Annotated in this window: 22 protein-coding genes; 17 read left to right on the forward strand and 5 right to left on the reverse strand. The window is 70.5% G+C overall.

What is annotated here, in order from left to right; translation table 11 throughout:
• Positions 1–90 precede the first annotated feature (90 nt).
• Positions 91–789, reverse strand: a complete 699-nt coding sequence (locus OG912_RS18380) for a sugar transferase (protein ID WP_327710304.1) — start codon at positions 787–789, stop codon at positions 91–93.
• A 338-nt stretch (positions 790–1,127) separates the two neighbouring features.
• Between OG912_RS18380 and dnaK the strand changes: the two genes are divergently transcribed.
• From dnaK to OG912_RS18400, 4 genes are all read left to right on the forward strand, one after another.
• The gene (gene dnaK / locus OG912_RS18385; protein ID WP_326737197.1) at positions 1,128–2,987 is read left to right on the forward strand and encodes a molecular chaperone DnaK; all 1,860 of its coding nucleotides are present in this window, start codon (positions 1,128–1,130) and stop codon (positions 2,985–2,987) included.
• A complete protein-coding gene (gene grpE / locus OG912_RS18390; RefSeq protein ID WP_327710305.1) occupies positions 2,984–3,634 on the forward strand; it encodes a nucleotide exchange factor GrpE in 651 nt (216 codons plus the stop codon). Before dnaK ends, grpE begins: the two co-directional genes overlap by 4 nt.
• An 81-nt stretch (positions 3,635–3,715) precedes the next feature.
• Positions 3,716–4,885, forward strand: coding sequence for a molecular chaperone DnaJ (dnaJ, locus tag OG912_RS18395; RefSeq protein ID WP_326737195.1), 1,170 nt, complete (start codon positions 3,716–3,718; stop codon positions 4,883–4,885).
• 1 nt (position 4,886) lies between these two features.
• On the forward strand, positions 4,887–5,333 hold the full coding sequence (locus tag OG912_RS18400; protein WP_327710306.1) for a heat shock protein transcriptional repressor HspR: 447 nt from the start codon (positions 4,887–4,889) through the stop codon (positions 5,331–5,333).
• 31 nt (positions 5,334–5,364) lie between these two features.
• Here the strand turns inward: OG912_RS18400 and OG912_RS18405 are convergent, their stop codons facing one another.
• Complete coding sequence (locus OG912_RS18405; RefSeq protein ID WP_327710307.1) at positions 5,365–6,384, reverse strand: helix-turn-helix transcriptional regulator; 1,020 nt, start codon at positions 6,382–6,384, stop codon at positions 5,365–5,367.
• Positions 6,385–6,567: 183 nt separating this feature from the next.
• Positions 6,568–7,416 (reverse strand): helix-turn-helix transcriptional regulator, encoded by an 849-nt coding sequence (locus OG912_RS18410; protein ID WP_326740670.1) that lies wholly within the window; start codon positions 7,414–7,416, stop codon positions 6,568–6,570.
• 488 nt (positions 7,417–7,904) lie between these two features.
• On the opposite strand from OG912_RS18410, the gene OG912_RS18415 reads away from it, so the two are divergent.
• Together OG912_RS18415 and OG912_RS18420 are read left to right on the forward strand one after the other, a co-directional pair.
• Positions 7,905–8,225, forward strand: coding sequence for a (2Fe-2S)-binding protein (locus OG912_RS18415; protein WP_136314816.1), 321 nt, complete (start codon positions 7,905–7,907; stop codon positions 8,223–8,225).
• A gap of 195 nt (positions 8,226–8,420) precedes the next feature.
• A complete protein-coding gene (locus OG912_RS18420) occupies positions 8,421–9,293 on the forward strand; it encodes a hypothetical protein (RefSeq protein ID WP_327710308.1) in 873 nt (290 codons plus the stop codon).
• Positions 9,294–9,407: 114 nt separating this feature from the next.
• On the opposite strand, the gene OG912_RS18425 is transcribed toward OG912_RS18420, so the two are convergent.
• Positions 9,408–9,812 carry a pyridoxamine 5'-phosphate oxidase family protein gene (locus OG912_RS18425; RefSeq protein WP_326737192.1) on the reverse strand — a complete coding sequence of 135 codons (405 nt, stop codon included), beginning with the start codon at positions 9,810–9,812 and terminating at the stop codon, positions 9,408–9,410.
• Positions 9,813–9,999: 187 nt separating this feature from the next.
• On the opposite strand from OG912_RS18425, the gene clpB reads away from it, so the two are divergent.
• Together clpB and OG912_RS18435 are read left to right on the forward strand one after the other, a co-directional pair.
• Positions 10,000–12,594, forward strand: coding sequence for an ATP-dependent chaperone ClpB (gene clpB / locus OG912_RS18430; RefSeq protein ID WP_327710310.1), 2,595 nt, complete (start codon positions 10,000–10,002; stop codon positions 12,592–12,594).
• A gap of 141 nt (positions 12,595–12,735) precedes the next feature.
• Positions 12,736–13,350 carry a YbjN domain-containing protein gene (locus tag OG912_RS18435; protein WP_327710311.1) on the forward strand — a complete coding sequence of 205 codons (615 nt, stop codon included), beginning with the start codon at positions 12,736–12,738 and terminating at the stop codon, positions 13,348–13,350.
• A 67-nt stretch (positions 13,351–13,417) separates the two neighbouring features.
• Here the strand turns inward: OG912_RS18435 and OG912_RS18440 are convergent, their stop codons facing one another.
• Positions 13,418–14,596 (reverse strand): pyridoxal phosphate-dependent aminotransferase, encoded by a 1,179-nt coding sequence (locus OG912_RS18440; RefSeq protein WP_327710312.1) that lies wholly within the window; start codon positions 14,594–14,596, stop codon positions 13,418–13,420.
• Positions 14,597–15,378: 782 nt separating this feature from the next.
• Between OG912_RS18440 and OG912_RS18445 the strand changes: the two genes are divergently transcribed.
• The 9 genes from OG912_RS18445 (at position 15,379) to OG912_RS18485 (ending at position 24,717) form a co-directional block, all read left to right on the forward strand.
• Positions 15,379–15,903, forward strand: a complete 525-nt coding sequence (locus OG912_RS18445) for a DUF2617 family protein (RefSeq protein ID WP_326737185.1) — start codon at positions 15,379–15,381, stop codon at positions 15,901–15,903.
• A gap of 84 nt (positions 15,904–15,987) precedes the next feature.
• The gene (locus OG912_RS18450) at positions 15,988–17,586 is read left to right on the forward strand and encodes a polyamine aminopropyltransferase (protein WP_327710313.1); all 1,599 of its coding nucleotides are present in this window, start codon (positions 15,988–15,990) and stop codon (positions 17,584–17,586) included.
• 86 nt (positions 17,587–17,672) lie between these two features.
• Positions 17,673–18,635 (forward strand): SRPBCC domain-containing protein, encoded by a 963-nt coding sequence (locus OG912_RS18455; protein ID WP_327710314.1) that lies wholly within the window; start codon positions 17,673–17,675, stop codon positions 18,633–18,635.
• A 21-nt stretch (positions 18,636–18,656) separates the two neighbouring features.
• On the forward strand, positions 18,657–19,454 hold the full coding sequence (locus OG912_RS18460; protein ID WP_326737182.1) for an aldose epimerase family protein: 798 nt from the start codon (positions 18,657–18,659) through the stop codon (positions 19,452–19,454).
• A 51-nt stretch (positions 19,455–19,505) separates the two neighbouring features.
• Positions 19,506–20,045, forward strand: coding sequence for an orotate phosphoribosyltransferase (gene pyrE / locus OG912_RS18465; RefSeq protein WP_326737181.1), 540 nt, complete (start codon positions 19,506–19,508; stop codon positions 20,043–20,045).
• 212 nt (positions 20,046–20,257) lie between these two features.
• Positions 20,258–21,280 carry a class II fructose-bisphosphate aldolase gene (gene fbaA, locus OG912_RS18470; RefSeq protein ID WP_326737180.1) on the forward strand — a complete coding sequence of 341 codons (1,023 nt, stop codon included), beginning with the start codon at positions 20,258–20,260 and terminating at the stop codon, positions 21,278–21,280.
• A gap of 99 nt (positions 21,281–21,379) precedes the next feature.
• On the forward strand, positions 21,380–22,546 hold the full coding sequence (locus OG912_RS18475) for a MalY/PatB family protein (protein WP_327710315.1): 1,167 nt from the start codon (positions 21,380–21,382) through the stop codon (positions 22,544–22,546).
• Between the two features lie 177 nt (positions 22,547–22,723).
• Complete coding sequence (locus OG912_RS18480; RefSeq protein ID WP_327710316.1) at positions 22,724–24,232, forward strand: MFS transporter; 1,509 nt, start codon at positions 22,724–22,726, stop codon at positions 24,230–24,232.
• A 71-nt stretch (positions 24,233–24,303) separates the two neighbouring features.
• The gene (locus OG912_RS18485; protein ID WP_326737177.1) at positions 24,304–24,717 is read left to right on the forward strand and encodes a DUF3151 domain-containing protein; all 414 of its coding nucleotides are present in this window, start codon (positions 24,304–24,306) and stop codon (positions 24,715–24,717) included.
• Positions 24,718–24,741 lie beyond the last annotated feature (24 nt).

A 24,741-nucleotide genomic window follows, 5' to 3' on the forward strand; every position in this document is an offset into this window, starting at 1 on the left:
AACGATGCTTGCTGAGCAGTCTTACTGAGTGATTCTGTCAAGTGATCTTACTAAGCGGTAACTTAATCAGTCTGTGCTGACACTATCCACTTATTCCGCCGTCCTGTAGCCGGGCAGGCGGTGATCTGTGTCGCTCAGGTCTGCCTTGCCGCGCCGCGCGAGGCCCCGGACCGCCTCGCGCAGGGGTGTGCCGACGGCTTCCGCGAGGATCGCCAGGTCCAGACCCAGCCGGTGGTGCTCGGCGTAGTGCTGGTCGAGGAGATCCGGCTCGTCCCACGGCATCGTCGAGCGGTGGCGGATCTGGGCCAGGCCGGTCAGGCCGGGTTTCAGCTCCCGCCGCCAGTTTCGCGCACCGGCCGGGAGCTCCTGCGCGCGCCCCGGTGTGAGCGGGGCGGGGCCGACGAGGGAGAGCTCGCCCCGTACGACGTGGGGCAGCCGGGAGATCACGTGCAGCCGCAGCCGCCGGGTGCGCAGCGACCGCAGTGCGAAGGGTCTGCCGTCCGCTCCCATCCGGGTCGACCGTGTCAGTACGCCCCCGGAGCCGCGCTGCACGGCAAGGGTCAGGGCGGCCGCGGCGAGGAGGGGGGCGGCCAGGACCAGGAGGGCAGAGCCGAGGGTCAGGTCCAGGGCGCGCTTCGCGGTGGGGCGAGGTGGGGCCGCCGGGGCCAGTGACCTCAGGGCCGTGCGGGCGGCGGTGAGGCGTGAGGCCCGCGGGGGCCGCCAGGTGTGTCCGGCCGGTCTCCGCCGCTGCCGCGGCCCGTGACTCTGCCCTCGCCTCTGCGTCTGCATCGTTCGCACCTGCCTGGGTCGGCTGACTGGAGTCGGTGGCTCGTGCGCCGGTTTTGCGCGGCTCACGGCATTTTGTGACAGAACGATCCCACGAGGCGATGATGGGGAGGCGCGTGTGCCCCGCGGGGCGGGCAGGTGTCGCCCGTACGCGGGCCCGGTCTGCCGTCGATCACCTGTGTGTGGCGTGTGTCCACCGTCATGAATCGCTGTGTTTTGCCTGGTGAGGTGGGGTGCGTTCACGTTAGTTGAGTCGACTCGACTCAGGTCTGTTGACACTGGGACGGGTGTCATGCATCCTTGAGTCAGATCCACTCAAGTAGTCAGTTGGAGGAATTGAAATGGCACGTGCGGTCGGCATCGACCTGGGCACGACTAACTCCGTCGTCAGCGTTCTCGAAGGCGGCGAGCCCACCGTCATCACCAACGCCGAAGGCGCCAGGACCACGCCGTCCGTCGTCGCTTTCGCGAAGAACGGCGAGGTGCTGGTCGGCGAGGTCGCCAAGCGCCAGGCAGTCACGAACGTCGACAGGACGATCCGTTCGGTCAAGCGCCACATGGGCACTGACTGGAAGATCGAGATCGACGGCAAGGGCTTCAACCCGCAGCAGATGAGCGCCTTCATCCTGCAGAAGCTCAAGCGTGACGCCGAGGCCTACCTGGGCGAGAAGGTGGCCGACGCGGTCATCACCGTCCCGGCGTACTTCAACGACTCCGAGCGTCAGGCGACGAAGGAGGCCGGCGAGATCGCGGGCCTGAACGTCCTGCGTATCGTCAACGAGCCGACGGCCGCCGCGCTGGCGTACGGGCTCGACAAGGACGACCAGACGATCCTCGTCTTCGACCTCGGTGGCGGCACCTTCGACGTGTCCCTCCTGGAGATCGGCGACGGCGTCGTCGAGGTGAAGGCCACCAACGGTGACAACCACCTCGGTGGTGACGACTGGGACCAGCGCGTCGTCGACTACCTGGTGAAGCAGTTCGCCAACGGTCACGGCGTGGACCTGTCCAAGGACAAGATGGCTCTCCAGCGTCTCCGCGAGGCCGCGGAGAAGGCGAAGATCGAGCTGTCGTCCTCGACGGAGACCTCGATCAACCTGCCGTACATCACGGCGTCGGCCGAGGGCCCGCTGCACCTGGACGAGAAGCTCACGCGCTCGCAGTTCCAGCAGCTCACCGCCGACCTCCTGGACCGCTGCAAGAGCCCGTTCCAGAACGTCATCAAGGACGCGGGCATCCAGCTCTCCGAGATCGACCACGTCGTTCTCGTCGGTGGCTCGACCCGTATGCCGGCCGTCGCCGAGCTCGTCAAGGAGCTCACGGGCGGCCAGGACGCCAACAAGGGTGTGAACCCGGACGAGGTCGTCGCCATCGGCGCCTCGCTCCAGGCCGGTGTCCTCAAGGGCGAGGTCAAGGACGTCCTGCTCCTCGACGTCACCCCGCTGTCCCTCGGTATCGAGACCAAGGGAGGGATCATGACCAAGCTCATCGAGCGCAACACCACGATCCCGACCAAGCGCTCGGAGATCTTCACGACGGCCGAGGACAACCAGCCGTCCGTGCAGATCCAGGTCTACCAGGGCGAGCGCGAGATCGCGGCGTACAACAAGAAGCTCGGAATGTTCGAGCTGACCGGTCTGCCGCCGGCCCCGCGTGGCGTGCCGCAGATCGAGGTCGCGTTCGACATCGACGCCAACGGCATCATGCACGTCGCTGCCAAGGACCTCGGCACCGGCAAGGAGCAGAAGATGACCGTCACCGGTGGCTCCTCGCTGCCGAAGGACGAGGTCAACCGGATGCGCGAAGAGGCCGAGCAGTACGCGGACGAGGACCACCGTCGTCGCGAGGCCGCCGAGTCGCGCAACCAGGGCGAGCAGCTCGTCTACCAGACGGAGAAGTTCCTCAAGGACAACGAGGACAAGGTCCCCGGCGACGTGAAGACGGAGGTGGAGACCGCGCTCACCGAGCTGAAGGAGAAGCTCAAGGGCGAGGACACCGCCGAGATCCGCACGGCCACCGAGAAGGTCGCGGCCGTCTCCCAGAAGCTGGGCCAGGCGATGTACGCCAACGCCCAGGCCGAGGGCGGCCCGCAGGCCGACGCGCAGCCGGGTGCCGACCAGGCCCAGGGCGACGCCCAGGACGATGTCGTCGACGCCGAGATCGTCGACGACGAGAAGGACTCCAAGGGCGGTGCGGCGTGACCGAGGAGACTCCGGGCTTCGAGGAGAAGCCCGACGTCCCCTCCGGCGCCACCCCTGACGACGCCGAGCCGAAGGCCGCCACCCCCTCTTCGGAGGAGGAGGCGGCCCCGGCCGGGGACGCGAACCAGACAACGGCACTGACCGCTCAGCTGGACCAGGTCCGCACCGCGCTCTCCGAGCGCACGGGCGACCTCCAGCGGCTCCAGGCCGAGTACCAGAACTACCGCCGCCGCGTGGAGCGGGACCGGGTCACGGTCAAGGAGATCGCAGTCGCGGGTCTCCTGTCCGAGCTCCTGCCCGTGCTCGACGACGTCGGCCGGGCCCGTGAGCACGGTGAGCTCGTGGGCGGGTTCAAGTCGGTGGCCGAATCGCTGGAGACGGTCGTCGCCAAGCTCGGACTGCAGCAGTTCGGCAAGGAGGGCGAGCCCTTCGACCCGACGATCCACGAGGCCCTGATGCACTCGTACGCGCCGGACGTCACCGAGACGACCTGCGTGGCGATCCTGCAGCCCGGGTACCGGATCGGCGAGCGCACCATCCGTCCCGCGCGGGTGGCGGTGGCCGAACCCCAGCCGGGGGCGACGCCCGCGTCCGCGAAGGAAGAGAAGAGTGACGACGAGGAGAGCGGTGGCGGCGAGGAGGTCTGACATTCCGTCCGACCACCTGGCAGCACACCGACCTCCCACCCGTCCGGCCATGTGGCCGGTCGTCCGGAAGGAGGGACGTCGATGAGTACGAAGGACTTCGTCGAGAAGGACTACTACAAGGTTCTCGGCGTCCCGAAGGACGCCACCGACGCCGAGATCAAGAAGGCGTACCGGAAGCTCGCCCGCGAGTTCCACCCGGACGCCAACAAGGGCAACGACAAGGCGGAGGAGCGCTTCAAGGAGATCTCCGAGGCGAACGACATCCTCGGTGACACCAAGAAGCGCAAGGAGTACGACGAGGCGCGCGCCCTCTTCGGCAACGGCGGCTTCCGCGCCGGACCCGGCGGAGCCCAGGGCAACTTCGACCTGGGGGACCTCTTCGGAGGTGCCCCGGGCGGAGCCGGCGGGTTCGGCGGCGGCGGCCTGGGAGATGTCTTCGGCGGCCTCTTCAACCGGGGCGGCGGCGGTACCGGCACACGGGTACAGCCGCGCCGCGGCCAGGACATCGAGTCCGAGGTGACGCTCAGCTTCACCGAGGCGGTCGACGGGGCCACGGTCCCGTTGCGGATGTCCAGCCAGGCACCCTGCAAGGCGTGCTCCGGCACCGGCGACAAGAACGGCAGCCCCAGGGTCTGCCCGACCTGCGTCGGCACCGGGCAGGTCTCGCGCGGCAGCGGCGGCGGATTCTCGCTCACCGACCCCTGCGTGGACTGCAAGGGCCGGGGCCTCATCGCCCAGGACCCCTGCGAGGTCTGCAAGGGCAGCGGCCGGGCGAAGTCGTCCCGCACCATGCAGGTCAGGATTCCGGCGGGCGTCCTCGACAGCCAGCGGATCCGGCTGCGCGGCAAGGGCGCCCCGGGCGAGCGCGGCGGACCGGCCGGCGACCTCTATGTCGTCGTCCACGTCGACGCCCACCCGGTCTTCGGCCGCAAGGGCGACAACCTCACGGTCACCGTGCCCGTCACCTTCACGGAGGCGGCGCTCGGCGGCGAGGTGAAGGTCCCCACGCTCGGCGGACCGCCGGTCACCCTGAAGCTTCCGGCCGGCACGCCCAACGGGCGCACCATGCGGGCCCGCGGCAAGGGCGCGGTCCGCAAGGACGGCACCCGCGGTGACCTGCTGGTCACCGTGGAGGTGACGGTCCCCACGGACCTGGGCACCGACGCCCGGGACGCGTTGGAGGCCTACCGAAAGGCGACCGCGGACCAGGACCCGCGGGCGGAGCTGTTCCAGGCAGCGAAGGGAGCTTGAGGTGGACGGCCGACGACGCAATCCGTACGAACTCACCGATGAATCCCCGGTGTACGTGATCTCGATCGCGGCCCAGCTCTCGGGCCTGCATCCTCAGACGCTGCGCCAGTACGACCGCCTCGGCCTGGTCTCGCCCGACCGCACGGCCGGACGCGGACGGCGCTACTCGGCCCGCGACATCGAGCTGCTGCGCACCGTGCAGCAGCTGTCGCAGGACGAGGGCATCAACCTGGCCGGCATCAAGCGCATCATCGAACTGGAGAACCAGGTCGCGGCCCTCCAGCAGCGCGTCGCCGAGCTCTCGGCGGCCGTGGACGGGGCGGCGGTGGCCATGCGGCAGCGCGAGGCGCAGGTGCACGCGTCGTACCGGCGCGACCTGGTGCCGTATCAGGATGTGCAGCAGACCAGCGCCTTGGTGGTCTGGCGGCCGAAGAGGCCGAAGGACTGAGGGGATTCGATCCCCGCCACGGAGAAGCCCGTCACCCCGGAACGTCAGGGGCGGCGGGCTTCTCCGTCGTGACCGGCGGTACGGGCTCGGCGATGCCGGAGCGGACGAGGAGGGCGCCGAGATGGGTGCGGCTGGTGGCGCCGAGGGTCTGCATGAGCTTGGCGATGTGCGTGCGGCAGGTGCGGACGCTGAAGCCCAGCTTCTTCGCCACAGCCTCGTCGTGGTGTCCCTGGACCAGGAGCCGGGCGATGCTGAGCTGGACGGCGGTGGCGGGAGTGCCCGGGGCTGCTGTCTGCAGTTGCTCGGCGATCGGGGTCGCCTGCGCCCACAGGACTTCGTACACCTGCACCAGGTAACGGACCAGCGCCGGATGCCGGATCTGGAGAGCCACATTCCGGTCGGCCGTCGCGGGAATGAACGCTGTCGCGTGGTCGAAGATGATGAGCCGGTCGATGGTCTGTTCCATCGTTCTGACCTGCACCTGTCCTGGTGGCATCTGCTCCAGGTAGTTCCTGAGGGGCGCGCTGTAGCGTGCCGGGTGCTGGTAGATGTGGCGGAGCCGGGCTCCTCTGTCCACAGCCGACAGGCCGTTGGAGAGGCCCTGCTGGATCTGTTCGGGTGATCGGTGGCCGCCTGGCTGGGCCGTCAGCACTTCCGTGTCGGCGACGGTGGCTGCCTCGTGGAGAGCGGCGCCGATCAGCCTCTTGCCTTCGAGCACGGTGATGGACAGGTTGGGGTCCTCGCTGGCGATGGCCGCCAAGGGGGCGAGGGAGTCGACCAGGGCCGCGCTGCGGCGTATCTGTTCATAGACGTTGCGCGTGATGGGCTGCAGCAGATGGGCGAGCGCGGCCGAAGGCGTGGCAGGGCACAGCATCGTCGGATCCCGGGGGTCCGGGTGGAGCAGGGCCATTTCGACGAGGCAGGGGGCCGATGAGATCTCCGCTCGTGCGATGCGGCCGTGTCGCAGGGATTCGGAGTAGAGCCGGATTGCCGGCTCGCACAGTTCGGAGTCGCTGTGCGGGTGATTTGGTATGACCGTTTCCGTGCCCATCTGGACCCCCTCATTCCTTGCAGTGCAACAAGATGACGGTGGTGAAACCCTAGCGACCGGGGGAGTGTTGACCTGTTGGGGGAGCCGGGAACTCCCCCGGCTGATTCAGGGCACGACCATGCTCTCCCCCGTTGCGTGGTTGTGCCCCCGGCCCGGGGGTGGGGAACTTTGGGTGCCGGCCGGTCAGGAATCCTGTTCCAGGATTCCTGACCGGGCGATCAGATAACCGAGTTGCGTCCGGCTCTTGCTGCCGAGGGCGGCGTTCAGTTTGGCGATATGAGTTCGGCAGGTGCGCACGTTCATGCCGAGGCGCCGGGCGATCGAGTCGTCGACGTGTCCTTCTACGAGGAGTTGAGCGATGGAGCGCTGGACGCCGCTTATGCCCTCCGGGGTGGGCTCGTACCGCACGTCCTCCAGAAGCGGGGTGGCGCGCTGCCAGAGCTGTTCGAACACCCTGGTCAGGTATGCCACCAGGCCCGGGTGGCGCAGCTCCAGTGCCACTTCCGCGTCCTCCTGGGCAGGGATGAAGGCCACCGTGTGGTCGAAGACGAGCATGCGCTCGACGAGTTCCTCGAGGGTGCGGATCTCGACCTTGCCCTCCGCCAGACGCTCGGCGTAGGCATACGTCCCATGGTGGTGCCGGACGGTGTGCTGATAAAGCGTGCGAATGCTGACGCCGCGGTCGATCACGGCCTGTCCGCGCTCGACGCCTTTGCTGAGAATGAGCTCGCTGCGCCCGCCGCCCGGCTGGATGGTGAGGACTTCGGTGGTGCACTCGGCCGTCGCGACATCGATGGCGGCATTGATTCTGGCGTTGCCTTCCAGCACGGTGATGGCGTGCGTGGTCGGTGCGTCCTGTGCGCTGATGTCCATGAACGGTTCGAAGGATTCAGCCAGTTCGAGGGAGCGGCGACGCCGGTCCTGGATCTCCCGCTCGATGGGGTGGAGTCGCTGCGCGAGTGCGGCCGACGGAGGTACGGGACGGAGCCACTCGGGGTCGTCGGGGTCCGGGTGCAGCAGGGCGAAGTCCATCAGGCACGGTGCGGGCGCCACATCGGAGCGAGGTATCCGTCCTGATCGCAGTGCACTGGCATAAAGGCGCTGCCCTGCTTCGCACAGATCGGTGATCCCATGAGGATGTCCCGTATTCGGTCTACTTGTGGCCATATCTCCACCCCCCATGTTCTTGAACCAGCAGGAACATGATGCATCGACCCAGTGGTGTTCGCGTCCCTGGGTGAGACATCGTCTTACGTGCGGGGGAGATGACCCATCAAGTGAGGACGAAGCCGAAATGTATAAGCGAATGCTTCGCTCGGTGCTTGCCACTGCGTTTGCGGGGGCCTTGGCTTACGGCGTGCTGGGTGCCACCGACATTACGTGGGAGGTCGCGCCCGACTCGTCATCGAGTCGCGTCGCAGCAGCCCCTGTCGGGGACATCACGTGGGGCGGCGTTGCGCCGAAGGATGCCAAGGGCGACATCACGTGGGGTTTCACGTCGACTTCGGCGGGCGTCTGACATGACCACGCCGCCGGACGACCGGACCTTCCGGCGTGAGATGGCAACCGCCTACCGCTCAGGGTGGCATTTCATCGACCTCGTCACGGCGCTTCCTCATCGTGGTGATTCGTTGATGGTCACTCTGTTCGGTGACCCGGTCGTCGTCGCCCGTGAGGACGACGGGGAGCTGCGCGCCTACCGCTGCCTCCGCAAACCGCGCGGAGCACCGCAGCCCGTGCGCTGTGCCATTCGGTACGACATGATTTTCGTGAACCTCGCGCAGCGCGATCACCAGCTGTTCGAACCCGAAGCCATCTCCGCCACCCCCCGCAGTGCCTGAGCGATCCCCCGTCGTTCCACGTCGCTCAGACACTCCCCCACACAACGGCGCCACCGTGACCTGAACACGGTGGCGCCGTTGTGCTTCTCCCGGAGACATTCCGGTCGGAGCAGCTCAGAAGGTGTCAAAGTGCGCCGTCTGTGTGGGTGAGGGCGCGGTCCTCCATGCTCCGCCCTTCCACCCCAAGGGTCATTCATGAGCGGACACGAGGTCGAAGAACTGCCGGGCCGGCGCGGACATGACGGCGATGCCGCATACCTCGACAAGATGCTGCTCCACCGCGAGGTGGAGGTCTCCTTCGACGAAACGGTGAACGGGAAGGTCTTTCTGGCGGTGTGGCTGAGGGCCGCCGCCGTGGCGTTCGGCGTGCTTCTCCTCTTCGGCTTCGTCGGGCTCGTCGCCCTGGCCGGTGATCCGCAGAGCGGGCTCGGGATCATGGGGATCGGCATGCAGATCGCGATGATCGCGTTCGTCGCCGTCTTCCTGGCGTCGAAGATCACCGAGCCGGTCGGTGAGTGGCGGGTCCTGCTGGCCGACCGGGAGGCGCACGCCGAATCGGCGTACACCGAGATCGCCAGGGTCGTGCAGGAGCGCCGGCTGCCGGTCGTACCGGTGTTCCGCCGCATCCGCACCGAAGGCGAGAACCCCCGGGTGACCCACCGGATGGCGCTCCAGGACGGGAGTTACGTCGCGTACCTCTCGGTATTCGCCTATGGCACCAGCCTCTATCTGGGCTGGGTGATGTGGCGCGAGCGGCGGGGCACCGAGCTCGTCGGGCAGTTCGTCTCCGACTTCGTCAGGGGCTTCGGCGGCAGCGACATGGAGAAGGTCGTCATGCGGACCGAGCCGCCGCGCGCTCTGCGGGAGGCGTTGCACGCCGCCGCCAGGGAAGGGCTGTACGCCGCCGTCGACGGACGCGTGGTCGCTCCCGAAGCGGCCTTCCCGCACGGTCTCCCGCAGATCGAGGAGGAGGTCGCGGCGTCCCTCCCGGTCCAGGCGCAGGCGCCTGCGCCGATGGCGCCGCCGCCGGTGCCGCCCCGCCGGCCCTGGTCGGAGGGCGGCAGCTGACGGCCGGGAAGGGCGGGGTGGCACGCCTGGCGGCCGCTGCGGGTCACCCCCGGCCGAGCGCCTGGCGGCCGCTGCGGGTCACCCCCGGCCGAGCGCCCGGCGGCCGCTGCGGGGTCACCCCCGGCCGAGTGCCCGGTCCAGGCTGATCTCGATGACGACCCGGTCGGGGTTGGGCGACGGCGTGCGCTCGTAGCGCTCCATGTGGCGGCGTACGGCCGTCTCGACCCTGTCCTGCTCCGTACGGACCCTGGCGACGCCCTCCAGGGTCGCCCAGCGTGCCCGGTGCACCTGGCAGGCGGCGACGCGGGCGCCGTCCGGGCCCGCGGCCAGGATGTTGGCGACCTTGCGGCTGTTCTTGTTGGTGATGATGCGGGCGAGGCCGGCCTCGGGGTCGTACGTCACACAGACCGGCACCACGTGCGGGGTGCCGTCGGGGCGGGGCGTGGTGAGGGTGCACAGATGGGACTCGCGCCAGAACGCGAGGTACTCCGGGCCGGGATTGCGTACATCGACTGCCATGGGGCCAGCGTAGGCAGTCCCGGGCCGCTCCGCGGTGGCGGGCGGGCCGAGGCGCCGGTTCACTCGGAGCGGAAGAGGGCCCGGAAGTCGCCCGTTCTTGCCTTGAGTGGAATAGACTCAACTTTGTGCACGTTGATCGTGTCAGTAGTGAGGACGGACCAGTCACCGCAAGGAGGAGAGCGCGCACGTGGACGCCGAGCTGACCAACAGGAGCCGGGACGCCATCAACGCGGCCACCAGCAGGGCCGTGAAGGACGGGCACCCCGATCTGACCCCGGGGCATCTGCTGCTCGCGCTGCTCGCGGGTGAGGACAACGAGAACATCATCGATCTGCTGGCCGCCGTCGAGGCGGACCAGATCGCCGTACGTACCGAGACCGAGCGGCTCCTGGGCGCCCAGCCCAGCGTCACCGGCTCGACCGTCGCCCCGCCCCAGCCCAACCGCGAGCTGCTCGCCGTCATCGACGACGCCGCCCGGCGGGCCAAGGAGCTCGGCGACGACTACATCTCCACCGAGCACCTGCTCATCGGCATCGCTGCGAAGGGCGGCCGGGCCGGTGAGATCCTCGACGGGCAGGGTGCCAGTGCGAAGAAGCTGCTGGACGCGTTCGAGAAGAGCAGGGGAGGGCGCCGGGTGACCACACCGGACCCGGAGGGTCAGTACAAGGCCCTGGAGAAATTCGGTACGGACTTCACCGCGGCCGCGCGCGAGGGCAAGCTCGACCCGGTCATCGGGCGCGACCAGGAGATCCGCCGCGTCGTCCAGGTGCTGTCACGCCGCACCAAGAACAACCCGGTGCTCATCGGTGAGCCCGGCGTCGGCAAGACCGCCGTCGTCGAAGGGCTCGCCCAGCGCATCGTCAAGGGCGACGTCCCCGAGTCCCTGAAGAACAAGCGGCTCGTCTCGCTGGACCTGGGCGCCATGGTCGCGGGCGCGAAGTACCGCGGCGAGTTCGAGGAGCGCCTGAAGACCGTCCTCTCCGAGATCAAGGAGAGCGACGGCCAGATCATCACGTTCATCGACGAGCTGCACACCGTCGTCGGCGCGGGCGCCGGAGGCGACTCCGCCATGGACGCGGGCAACATGCTCAAGCCCATGCTGGCCCGCGGCGAACTGCGGATGGTCGGCGCCACCACGCTCGACGAGTACCGCGAACGGATCGAGAAGGACCCCGCCCTGGAGCGCCGCTTCCAGCAGGTGCTCGTGGCGGAGCCGTCCGTCGAGGACACCATCGCGATCCTGCGCGGGCTCAAGGGCCGCTACGAGGCCCACCACAAGGTGCAGATCGCGGACGCCTCCCTGGTCGCCGCCGCCACGCTCTCCGACCGCTACATCACCTCCCGCTTCCTTCCCGACAAGGCCATCGACCTCGTCGACGAGGCGGCCTCCCGGCTCCGGATGGAGATCGACTCCTCGCCCGTCGAGATCGACGAACTCCAGCGCTCCGTCGACCGGTTGCTCATGGAGGAACTGGCCCTCAAGAACGAGTCCGACACGGCCTCCAAGCAGCGTCTTGAGAAGCTGCGCCGCGACCTCGCCGACAAGGAGGAGGAGCTGCGCGGTCTCAACGCCCGCTGGGAGAAGGAGAAGCAGGGCCTCAACCGCGTCGGTGAACTCAAGGAACGCCTCGACGACCTGCGCGGACAGGCCGAACGGGCCCAGCGCGACGGTGACTTCGACACCGCGTCCAAGCTGCTGTACGGGGAGATCCCCGGCGTGGAGCGCGAGCTGGCCGAGGCCGCCGAAGCCGAGCAGGAGGCCGCGAAGGAGCCCAAGGAGACCCTGGTCAAGGACGAGGTCGGCCCGGACGACATCGCCGATGTCGTCGGTGCCTGGACCGGTATCCCGGCGGGCCGCCTCCTGGAGGGCGAGACCCAGAAGCTGCTGCGCATGGAGGACGAGCTGGGCCGGCGCCTCATCGGGCAGACCGAGGCCGTGCAGGCCGTCTCGGACGCGGTACGCCGCACCCGGGCCGGAATCGCCGACCCCGACCGGCCCACCGGATCGTTCCTCTTCCTCGGCCCCACCGGTGTCGGCAAGACCGAGCTGGCGAAGGCCCTCGCCGACTTCCTCTTCGACGACGAGCGGGCCATGGTCCGCATCGACATGAGCGAGTACGGCGAGAAGCACAGCGTCGCCCGGCTGGTCGGCGCCCCGCCCGGGTACGTCGGCTACGAGGAGGGCGGCCAGCTCACGGAGGCGGTCCGCCGCCGGCCGTACAGCGTCGTCCTGCTGGACGAGGTGGAGAAGGCGCACCCCGAGGTCTTCGACGTCCTGCTCCAGGTCCTCGACGACGGGCGGCTCACCGACGGACAGGGCCGGACGGTGGATTTCCGGAACACCATCCTGATCCTGACGTCCAACCTCGGCAGCCAGTACCTGGTCGACCCCCTGACCAAGCCCGAGGAGAAGAAGCAGCAGGTCCTGGACGTCGTGCGGGCGTCCTTCAAGCCGGAGTTCCTCAACCGGCTCGACGACCTGGTCGTCTTCTCCGCCCTGTCCGGCGACGAGCTCGCCCACATCGCGGGGCTCCAGATCGACCGGCTCGCCAAGCGGCTGGCCGACCGGCAGCTCACCCTCGACGTCACCCCGGCCGCCCTGGCCTGGCTGGCCGAGGAGGGCAACGACCCGGCCTACGGTGCCCGGCCGCTGCGCCGCCTCATCCAGACGGCGATCGGCGACCGGCTCGCGAAGGAGATCCTCGCGGGCGGGATCACGGACGGCGACACGGTCCGCGTCGACCGGGAGGGCGACGGTCTGACCGTCGGCCGGGCGACCTGACCGGAGCACATGTGGCGTAACCGGCGGCCCCGGTCCCCACCGGCTGGATATCAGCTTGTGGCGGATCGGGGCCGTCCGGGCTTGCCATGCCCCGCCCGGCATGGGAGAGGATGGCAGCCAACCGCACGAAGGGAAATTACGGTGAGCATCGATCCGTCCTCGATTCCTAACTTCGGGGGCCAGCCCGAACCGCAGGCGGCAGGACCGGAGGGCCCCGTCGTCCCTGACCAGGACCTCGTCAAGCAGCTCCTGGAGCAGATGGAGCTGAAGTACGTCGTCGACGACGAGGGCGACCTCGCAGCGCCGTGGGAAGACTTCCGCACGTACTTCATGTTCCGTGGCGAGGGCGAGCAGAAGGTCTTCTCGGTCCGTACGTTCTACGACCGCCCGCACGACACGGACCAGCGCCCGGTCCTCCTCGACGCGATCGACGACTGGAACCGCCGCACCCTGTGGCCCAAGGTCTACACGCACACCCACGAGCCCGAGGAGGGCTCCGAGGACACCGGCGCCTCGGTCCGGCTGATCGGTGAGGCGCAGATGCTCATCGGCACCGGCGTCTCCCTGGAGCACTTCGTCTCCTCGACGGTCAGCTGGGTGCGCGCCTCCATCGAGTTCGACAAGTGGCTGCTGGAGCACCTCGGCCTGGCCCCGGCCGAGGAGAAGGCGGACGAGGCGGCCGGCGCAGCCGACGCGCCCGGCACGGCCGGTGCCGCTGCTGCGGCCGCCAAGGATCAGGCCGCTCCCGACGCCTGAGCCACGCGCCACGACAGCACGGCGCGGGTCGCGGTCCCCTCCGGACCGCGACCCGCGCCGTGCCGTGTCACAGGCCCTTGAGCCGTGAAACGGCCTCCTCCAGCACCTCCGTACGCTTGCAGAACGCGAAGCGCACGAAGGGTGCGCCCTGTTCCCGGTGGTCGTAGAAGACCGCGTTCGGGACGGCCACCACCCCGCACCGCTCCGGCAGTGACCGGCAGAACGCGAAGCCGTCGCCGCCGCTGTCCAGCGGGCGGATGTCGGTGGTGACGAAGTACGTGCCGGCCGGGCGGTAGACCTGGAAACCGGCCTCGGCGAGCCCGCCGCTCAGCAGGTCCCGCTTGGCCCGCAGATCCGCGCGCAGCGTGTCGAAGTAGCTGTCGGGCAGCCGCAGCGCCTCGGCGACCGCGTACTGGAACGGCCCGGCGGAGACGTAGGTCAGGAACTGCTTCGCCGAGCGCACGGCAGTCACCAGCTCGGGGCTCGCGGTGATCCAGCCGACCTTCCAGCCGGTGAAGGAGAACGTCTTGCCGGCCGAACCGATGGTCACCGTCCGCCCGCGCATGCCGGGGAAGCCGGCCAGCGGCAGGTGCTCGCCCTCGAAGACCAGGTGCTCGTAGACCTCGTCGGTGACGACGAGGAGATCGCGCTCGCAGGCCAGCTCGGCGATCGCGCCGAGTTCCTCGCGGGTCAGGACGGTGCCCGTGGGGTTGTGCGGGGTGTTGAGCAGCAGCAGCCGGGTGCGCGGGGTGACGGCGGCGCGCAGTTCGTCGAGGTCCAGCCGGTAGGTTCCGGTGGCGGGCTCGGGGTGCAGGGTGACGGGGACGCGGGTGGCGCCCGCCATGGCGATGCAGGCGGCGTACGAGTCGTAGTACGGCTCCAGTGCGATGACCTCGTCGCCGGGCTCCAGGAGCGCCAGCAGGGAGGCCGCGATGGCCTCGGTGGCGCCCGCGGTGACGAGGACCTCGGTGTCGGGGTCGTAGGTCAGGGCGTAGCGGTGCTGCTGGTGGTCGGCGATCGCGGTACGCAGTTCGGGGACGCCCGGCCCCGGCGGGTACTGGTTGCCGTGGCCGGCGCGCAGGGCGCGGACCGCGGCCTCGCGGATCTCCTCGGGGCCGTCGGTGTCGGGGAAGCCCTGGCCGAGGTTGATGGCGCCGGTGCGGACGGCCAGCGCGGACATCTCCGCGAAGATCGTCGTGCCGAACTCGGCGAGGCGGCGGTTGAGCAGCGGTCGTCCGTGTGTCATGACCGCCATCCTGCGCGGAAGCTCTGGAGTTGCTCAAGTCTGCTTTGGCCGTACGGGGGCGGGGGAATCCCCCTGGCACGCAGGAAGCGGGGGACCTCGCTTCGGGGGATGGAGGGGCGTGAGGTCATGGGAATGCTCGTCGCGGTACTGGTCGTGATCGCGGTGCTCGCGGTCGTCGTCGGGCTCAGGGTGAGGGAGGGAGCCCGGCAGCAGTCGTACGCCCGGCGTGGCCGGAGCGCTCGGCTGACGTCGGACGCCAGGCGCGCCCGCCGCGTAGGCGGTGGTGCCGGTGCCGGCTGGTACGCGGGCGGTGGGACAGGCGGTGCGTCCTGCGGTGGCGGCAGCGGAGGCGGCGGTCACTCGGGGGGCCACTCGTGCGGCGGGGGGTCTTCGTGCGGCGGTGGTTCGTCGTGCGGTGGCGGGGGCGGATGCGGAGGCAGCTGACACGGGGCAGCTGGTCCGCGGCCGGGCAGGCACGGCCGGCCGGGCGTCCGGCGGGGCTCAGGGGGGAGATCCTCTAAGTCCCGCCGGACGTCTTTTCGTTGGGCTGTGCGGCGCATTGCCGGTGAACACCTGAACCGGCAGGCCCCCGAGGGGATGGAAACCACGCCAAGTTGGGTAAAAACGCTGCGAGTGCGGCGTAGTTCGTGATTCCCTCGGTTGAGAGAACATCCAGCCCTCGGACCCCAGTTGGACCTGATCGGGCGCTTCCCACCTCCCACGTGCACCACGTCGGGGCGCCCTCTGTCCACGTGTCCATGTGTGTTTTGCGGAGCCGACCCATGCTCACGACCCTCCATACGGCCTATTCCGACACCCGTGCCGACGATCTGGCCTGGGCGCTGGGGCGTGAACCGCTCCCGGCGCTGGCCGTCCTCGACCTCCGGCTGGGCGGCGCGCAACTGCAGTTGCGCCTGCTCGGCGCCTCTCACCAGGTACTTCTGGAAGAGGAGCGCGGCAGCTGTTCCGAAACCGTCGCCTGTATCCCCGGCAGCAGCACCCCCCTGCCCTTAGGCGTCTCCAAGCGGCTGGGGGACTGGGAGTACGAGTTCGCGGCACGCGTCGAGACCCTCGGCGCGGGCTCCTTCGCGGGCCGTGCGCAGGAGTTGCTGGCGCTCGTCGCCGACCATCCCCACGGACTGGCCGGGACGTTCCCGGGGAGCCCGCACGCCTTCACCGCCATGCTCGCCCAGCGGACCGAGGGCCAGGTGCGGTGGCGCACCTGGCACGCGTATCCGCAGGAGGGGCGGCTGGTGGTGACGCGGACCCGGGTGGGTGTGCGAATGCCGGCAGCGGCGGTCCTGTGACCGGCGCCAACTCCCTTGCGAGCGCGTCGATTACACCCTTGTGGGTGACAAGCGACGACGTTTCAGTGACGTAGCGTTCCCGGCATGATCGACCAGCAGGTGTCGCTGCGAGGGGGCGCGGCGCGGCTTCCCGTGCGACCGAGGACCGGTCGGTACCTCGTGCTGGCCACCGTCTTCATCTGCGCCGCCTGCGGGTTGGTGTACGAGCTCGAACTGGTCGCCCTCGCCTCCTACCTGATCGGTGACTCGGTCACCCAGGCGTCCGTCGTGCTGTCCGTGATGGTGTTCGCCATGGGCATCGGCTCGCTGCTCGCGAAACGTTTACGCAGCCACGCCGCGGTCGGCTTCGGGCTGATCGAGGCGGCCCTCGCCCTGGTCGGCGGCTTCTCCGCGCTGGTGCTCTACGCGTCGTTCGCCTGGATCGGGGAGTCGCGGTACGCACTGGTCGGGTTCTCGCTGGCGATCGGGATCCTGATCGGGGCGGAGATCCCGCTGCTGATGACGCTGATCCAGCGGGTGGACCGGCAGGACGCGGGCGGGGCCGTGGCCGACCTCTTCGCCGCCGACTATGTGGGCGCGCTGGTCGGAGGGCTGGCATTTCCGTTCCTGCTGCTGCCGATGCTCGGGCAGCTCACGGGTGCGCTGTTCACCGGGGCGGTCAACGCGGCGGCGGGCGGTGCGCTGGTCCTGTGGCTGTTCCGGCGGGATCTCACGGCCCGCTCCCGGTGGCTGCTGATCGCCGCCAACGTGACGGTGATCGCGGTGCTCGCCTCGGCCGCCGTGCTGGCCGACGACTTCGAGCGGGCGGCGCGGCGGGCGGTGTACGGGGACCAGGTGCGGGTCGCGGTGCAGACCGAGGTCCAGGAGGTCGTGCTGACCGGCGGGGGCCGGGGCTCCCTCGACCTTTATCTGGACGGGCGCCTGCGGGTCAGCTCCCGCGACGAGTACCGCTACCACGAGGCGCTGGTGCACCCGGCGATGAACGGGCCGCACGCCCGGGTGCTGATCCTGGGCGGCGGCGACGGTCTGGCGGCCCGCGAGGTGCTGCGCTACCCGGACGTGCGGGGCGTGACCGTGGTGGAGCTGGACCCCGCCGTCACCCGGTTGGCCCGTACGGACCGCGCGCTCTCCGCACTGAACGCGCACGCCTACCGCGATCCCCGGCTGACCGCCGTGACCGGGGACGCGTTCAGCCGGCTGCGGATGGCGCACGACCGCTACGACGTGGTGATCGCGGACCTGCCGGACCCGGGGATCTCGGCCAGTACGAAGCTCTATTCGGCGGAGTTCTACGGACTGGTCGCCCGGGTCCTCGCACCGGACGGCCGGCTGGTGGTGCACGCGGGGCCGGCCGTGAGCCGGCCGCGCACGTACTGGACGGTCGAGGCGTCGATGCGGGCGGCGGGGCTGCACACCAGCCCCTATCGGATCAGCGGGCGGTACGCCGGATTCGCCGCCGGCCCCGACCGGGCGACGGACCGGACGGCACAGGTGCACGGCTGGGGGTTCGTGCTGGCCGGTCCCGCCGCGGCACCGGCCCTCGGTCTGGACCCGGGGGCGCCGCGGCTGCGGTCCCTCACGGGCCCGGCGCTGCGGGACGCCGGGCGGCGGGCGGAGTCCGGGCGGCTGGAGGGCCAGGCGCCCTCGACGCTCGTGCACCCGCGGTACTGGGAGGAGCGGTGAGCGGGGCGTGCCGGGCCTGTGGCGGCGGCCTTTCGGGGGTGCCGAAGCGCTGACGTGATGGCCGGGGCTGAGTAGGCTCGGTTTCCATGGAGCATGAGGTGTTCGTTCCGGTTCCGGTCCCGGCCCTTCGGCGGACGCTGGGCGATCCTGCCCGGGTCGCCCGCTGTGTGCCGGGGCTTCAGCAGGACGCCGACGCGGCCGCGGGCCCGCTGTCCGGCCGGCTCAAGGTCCGGGCCGGCGGCCACACCATCACCTACCGGGGCGCGCTGCGGCTCACGCCGTTGGCGGGCAGGGAGGCCGGGGAGGCCGCGTACGGCCTGTCCGTGGCGGGCGAGGGGGCGGAGGCGCGGGGCAGCGGTTCGGCGAAGCTGGCCCTGACGGTCCGCCTCACCGATCGCGACGGCGGTACGGCGATCGCCTTCCAGGGCACGGTGAGCGGCGACGGCCGCCTGCTGGAGCTGGACCCGGCGGCCGCGCTGTCGACGGCGCACCGTCTGCTGGACCGGTTCGCGCAGCAGCTGGTGACGGAGTCCCTCGCCGGGGACGCGGGGGCGGGGGCCGACACGGCGGACGGGGCCGCGCAGGACGTGGGCGAGCCCGCCGAGGCCGCCGTCGCAGCCGAGGAGCAGGCCGTCGGGGAAGCGGTGGAGCAGGCCATCGAGGAGGCCGCCGAGGAGGCGGACGTCCCGGGTGCCGCCGAGTCCGCGCCCTCGCACGAGGCGGCCGCGGACGATGCGCCGGGGGAGCAGCCGCCGGACCAGGCCTCCGTCTTCGACACCCCGGTGCCGCCCTCGGCGATGGATCCGGTGGCCGGGATCGAGTTCACCGTCCCGGACGGGCCGCCGGCCGAGGCCGCGCATGCCCGGCGCACCATGATCGGCCGCAGTGCGGAGGAGGTCGACCACGCTCCGCCGCGCGGCCGGTACGCCCCCGTGCCCTCCCCCGATTCGACCGGTGCGGGCGCCACGCTCCGCTGGGTGGCCCCGGCGGCCGCGCTCGCCCTCGCCTCCGCGGTGGTGGTGAGCCGGGCGCTGCGGCGCCGGAGGTAGCCGCGCCAGTAGGGTCGTCGTGTGAGCAGCAGCGAGAAGGACGTCCGGCTGTCCGTCGGCGACGCAGAGTTGACCGTGAACCCCGCCAACGGCTGCCGTATCAGCAGCCTGCGGATCGGCGGTACCGAACTGCTACGGCAGGGGGAGCGGTACGGCTGCTTCCCGATGGTGCCGTGGTGCGGGCGGACCGAGAACGGGCAGTTCCACAACGGCGGTGTGCTGCATCAGCTGCCGCTGACCGCCCCGCCGCACGCCATCCACGGCACGGGCCGCGACACGGCCTGGCGCACCGCGCGGGCGAGCGGGACGGAAGCCGCCTTCTACTACGACCTGACCGACCCCTGGCCGTACCCGGGGCGGGTGACGCAGACCTTCGAACTGACCGAGTCCTCACTGACGTTGGCGTTCGGCGTCGAGACCTACGGGGACTCCTTCCCGGCACAGGCCGGCTGGCACCCGTGGTTCCGGCGCAACCTCGGCAGCGGCGAGGACGTCCGGATCGACTTCGATGCCGCATGGCAGGAGGAGCGGGGCGAGAACCATCTGCCGACCGGGCGCCGGATCCCTCCCCTGGCCGGACCGTGGGACGACTGCTTCGGCATGCCCGACGGCGTCGATGTGACCCTCACCTGGCCGGAGCAGCTGGAGCTCACGGTGAAGAGCCGGACCGAGTGGGTCGTCGTCTACGACGAGCAGGACGAGGCCGTCTGTGTGGAGCCGCAGTCGGGCCCGCCGAACGGGCTGAACACCGCGCCCCGCTATGTCACCCCGATCGAGCCCCTGGAGATCGCGACGACCTGGAGCTGGCGCGGGCTCTGAGCGCGACGGTCCGGAACGGGTGCGGGGCCGGTCGGCCTTATCCTCGTAGCCATGACTGACGTACGTGCTGAGCTGTTGCAGCAGATCAAGGACAAGGCCGTGGTTCACGGCAAGGTGACGCTCTCCTCCGGCCTCGAGGCCGACTGGTACATCGATCTGCGCCGCATCACGCTGGACGGCAAGGCCGCTCCGATGGTCGGTCAGGTCATGCTCGACGCCACCGCGGAGCTGGACTACGACTGCGTGGGCGGGCTGACGCTGGGTGCCGACCCGGTCGCCACCTCGATGCTGCACGCCTCCGCCGCCCGCGGGCAGGAACTGGACGCGTTCGTGGTGCGCAAGGCGCAGAAGGCCCACGGGATGCAGCGCCGGATCGAGGGCACGGACGTGAAGGGCCGCCGTTGCCTGGTCGTCGAGGACACCTCGACGACCGGTGGCTCGCCCCTGACCGCCGTCGAGGCGGTGCGGGAGGCGGGTGGCGAGGTCGTCGCCGTCGCCGTGATCGTGGAGCGCGGTGCGGCTCCGGCCATCGCCGAGGCGGGCCTGCCGTACGTCCACGTCTACTCGGTTCCGGACCTCGACCTGGCCTGATGCTGCTCTGACCTGCGGTTTCCCTCAAGGGGGGCCGGTTTCACGTGAAACCGGCCCCCCTTGTCGTATCTCTGCAGCCGGAGCCCGGGAACGCTGGGGGAGGACACCGGGTGGAGCCGGGACCAGAGTCTGGGAAGATGGGGGCGACGATGACGTCGCCCCCAGGTCAGGGAACCAGCAACGCACACCCGCACATCCCAAGGAGCGGACAGATGCCCATCGCAACCCCCGAGGTCTACGCCGAGATGCTCGACCGGGCGAAGGCAGGCAAGTTCGCCTACCCGGCCATCAATGTGACGTCGACGCAGACCCTGCACGCTGCGCTGCGCGGTTTCGCTGAGGCCGAGAGCGACGGCATCGTCCAGATCTCCACCGGTGGGGCGGAGTTCCTGGGCGGCCAGTACAACAAGGACATGGTCACGGGCGCTGTCGCCCTCGCCGAGTTCGCGCACATCGTCGCCGCCAAGTACGACATCACGGTCGCGCTGCACACCGACCACTGCCCCAAGGACAAGCTGGACACCTACGTCCGTCCGCTGATCGACATCTCCGCGGAGCGCGTCGCCAAGGGTCTGAACCCGCTGTTCCAGTCCCACATGTGGGACGGCTCGGCCGAGACGCTGGCCGACAACCTGGCCATCGGCCAGGAGCTGCTGGCCAAGGCCGCCGCCGCCAAGATCATCCTTGAGGTCGAGATCACCCCGACCGGTGGCGAGGAGGACGGCGTCACGCACGAGATCAACGACGAGCTCTACACGACCGTCGACGACGCGCTGCGTACCGCCGAGGCGCTCGGTCTGGGCGAGAAGGGCCGCTACCTGCTGGCCGCGTCCTTCGGCAACGTGCACGGCGTCTACAAGCCGGGCAACGTCGTCCTGCGTCCCGAGCTCCTCAAGGACCTCCAGGAGGGCGTCGGCGCCAAGTACGGCAAGACGTCCCCGTTCGACTTCGTCTTCCACGGCGGCTCCGGTTCCACCGCGGAGGAGATCGCCACCGCGCTGGAGAACGGCGTCGTGAAGATGAACCTCGACACCGACACCCAGTACGCCTTCACCCGCCCGGTCGCGGACCACATGTTCCGCAACTACGACGGTGTGCTGAAGGTCGACGGTGAGGTCGGCAACAAGAAGGTCTACGACCCGCGCACCTGGGGCAAGTCCGCCGAGGCGGGCATGGCCAAGCGCGTCACGGAGGCCTGCGCCAACCTGCGGTCCACCGGCACCAAGCTGAAGTAAGTCCGTCCGTACGGATGTCTGCGTGGGCCCGGTAACCCCTTGGGGTGCCGGGCCCATGGCATGTCCGTACCCGGCAGCAATGATGTGAGGGAAACAGCTGTGAGCACGTCCTACGACTTCGACACCGTCATCGACCGGCGCGGCACCTGGAGTGTGCAGTGGGACGGTGTCGCGGACCGGTTCGGTGTGGACGGCCTGCTGCCGTTCACCATCTCGGACATGGACTTCGAGACGGCCCCCGAGGTGTTGGCGGCCCTGCGGGACCGGCTCGATCACGGCGTCTTCGGCTACACGGACTGGCGGCTGGGCGACTTCCGCCCGGCGATCGCCCACTGGTACGCGACGCGGTACGACACCACGATCGACACCGGCCGGCTGGTGTACGGGCCTTCGGTGCTCAGCCAGTTGTCGCAGCTGCTCCAGATGTGGACGGTCGAGGGGGACGGCGTGGTCGTCCACACCCCGACGTACGACGGCTTCCGCAAGGCGGTCACCGGGCTCGGCCGCGAGCTGCGGGGCGTGGGGCTGGGGGACACGGCCGCGCTGGAGCGGGAGCTCGCGCGGGAGGACAGCAAGGTCCTCGTGGTCTGTTCGCCGCACAATCCGTCGGGGCGGGTGTGGACGGAGGCGGAGCTCGCCGAGATGGCCTCGCTCGCGGCACGGCACGGGGTCGCCGTGATCAGCGACGAGATCCACGCGGACTTCGTGCACGACGGGCGCCCGCACGTGCCGTGGACGCGGGTGGGGGGTGACGGGCGCTGGGCGCTCATCACCTCGGCCTCGAAGGCGTTCAATTTTCCGGCGCTGACCGGTTCGTACGGGCTCATCGGCCGCGCGGAGGACCGGACGGAGTACCTGCGCCGGATGGAGACCGCGGAGGGCCTCGCCTCGCCGGCGGTCCTCTCGCTGACCGCGCACATCGCCGCGTACCGGGACGGCGCGGCGTGGCTGGACGCCGTGCGCGAGTATGTCGCCGGGAACCTGGCACTGGTCGCGGAGCGGCTGAACGCGGCGTTCCCCGCTCTGGAGTGGGAGCCGCCGCAGGCCGGGTACCTGGCCTGGATCGATCTGCGGCGGGCGGGTGTCGAGGACGACGAGGCGCTTCAGCGCGTGCTGGTCGAGCGGGAACGCGTCGCGGTGATGCCGGGGAGCGTGTACGGGGCGGAGGGCTTCGTACGGCTGAACGTGGGGTGTGCGCGGAGCAAGGTGGAGGCGGGGGTGGCGGCGCTGATCCGGGGGGTGGAGGCGGTGCGGGGGGCCGCGTAGCGGCCGTGCGGGGGAGGGCACGCGGGGCGTTTCGGGGGCGCTGCCCCCGGGCCCCCGCTCCTCAATCGCCGGAGGGGCTTTATTTGCCGGGCTGGTGCCAATTTGCCGAGCTGGGGCCTATGTGCCCACCCGCGGCTTGAACGCGCCCGAGGGGCTTGAGTTTGCGATGCTGAGGCCATGGCGGAGAGCTCAGCAGGTCCCACCGGCATCCGTGTCGCCTCCCCCACCGGCCGCTGGGTCGTCCTCACGACCGTGCTCGGGTCGAGCATGGCCATGCTCGACTCCACCGTCATCAACGTCGCCCTGCCCCGCATCGGCGAGGACCTCGGCACCGGCCTGGCCGCCCTCCAGTGGACCGTCAACGCCTACATGCTGACCCTGGCCGGGCTGATCCTCCTCGGGGGAGCGCTCGGCGACCGGTACGGGCGGCGGCGGGTCTTCGTCGTCGGCGTCGTGTGGTTCGCCGTCGCCTCGCTGCTCTGCGGCATCGCGCCGAACGCCGACGTGCTCATCGCCGCCCGTGCCCTCCAGGGCGTCGGCGGCGCCCTGCTCACCCCCGGGTCGCTGGCCCTGATCCAGGCGAGCTTCCATCCGGACGACCGGGCCCGTGCGGTCGGGCTGTGGTCGGGGCTCGGCGGGGTCGGCGCCGCCGTCGGGCCGTTCGTCGGCGGCTGGCTCGTCGACGGGCCCGGCTGGCGGTGGGTGTTCCTGCTCAACCTGCCGCTCGCCGCGATCTGTGTGCCCGTCGCCCTGCGCCACGTACCGGAGTCCCGGGACCCGAACCAGCACGGCCGCTTCGATGTCCTGGGGGCGGTCCTCGGGGCCCTGGCGCTCGCGCTGGTGACGTACGCGCTGATCGAGGCGCCGGGGCACGGCGCGTCCCCTGCGGTGATCGGGGCGGCGGTGGGCGGGGTGCTGCTCGGCGCCGCGTTCGTCCAGGTCGAGCGGCGGCGGCCGGACCCCATGCTGCCGCCGTCGGTGTTCGCGTCCCGGCAGTTCACCGCCGTCAACCTCGTCACCCTCTGCGTCTACGCGGCGCTCGGCGGATTCTTCTTCCTCTCCGCCATCCAGCTCCAGGTCGTGGCGGGGTACTCCGCGCTCGGCGCGGGTACCGCCCTGCTGCCCACCACCGTCCTGATGCTGCTGTTCTCGGCCCGGTCCGGCGAGCTGGGCCGGCGGATCGGGCCGCGTATTCCGCTCACCGTCGGTCCGCTGACCGCCGCCGCCGGAATGCTGCTGATGCTGCGCGTGGGACCGGGGTCCGACACCGTGACCGGATACCTCACCGACGTACTCCCCGCCGTCGCCGTCCTCGGCGTCGGCCTGGTCACCCTCGTGGCACCCCTCACCGCGACGGTCCTGGCCTCCGTGGACACCACCCGGGCCGGCCTCGCCAGCGGGATCAACAACGCCGCGGCCCGCGCTGCCGGGCTGATCGCGGTGGCCGCCCTGCCCCTGCTCGCCGGGATGGGGCCGGAGGCCTACCGGGACGCCGGGGAGTTCGCCGCGACCTTCCGGCGGGCCATGCCGATGTGCGCCGGGCTGCTGGTGCTCGGCGCCCTCATCGCCTGGGCGACCGTCCGTACGCCGCCGGCCGCCGTGCAGGAGACCGCGCAGCCGGAGTGCACGGTGAACTGCGGCGTCACGAGCCCCCCGCTCGAACCCGCACCGGAAACCGGCCGGTAGCGGCGGCGTCTTCGCGTCCATTGCGCGCACCTGGTGCCCGGGCGGGCCCGGTGCCAGGCACACTTGAACCCATGTCGATCCACGAGAACCTGCTCGGGGGCCCTGCCCCGACCCACCTGCCCGACGACCCGGAGCCGCGCGAGATGCTGGCCGCCGGCACCGCGCCCGCCGATGTCGCGGCGAAGTACCCGACCTCCTCGCTCGCCTGGGCACAGCTCGCCGACGAGGCGTTCGAGGGCGGCCGGGTCATCGAGTCGTACGCCTACGCCCGCACCGGCTACCACCGCGGCCTGGACGCCCTGCGCCGGGCCGGCTGGAAGGGGCACGGCCCCGTACCGTTCGAGCACGAGCCGAACCGCGGCTTCCTGCGGGCCCTGCACGCCCTCGCGCGTGCCGCGCAGTCGATCGGCGAGCAGGAGGAGTACGAGCGCTGCTCGTCGTTCCTCCGCGACTCCTCGCCGACCGCCGCCCAGACGCTCGGCTAGAGCCCCTCGGCCGGATCATGCCGG

The organism is Streptomyces sp. NBC_00464, assembly GCF_036013915.1.
GTDB lineage: Bacteria > Actinomycetota > Actinomycetes > Streptomycetales > Streptomycetaceae > Streptomyces.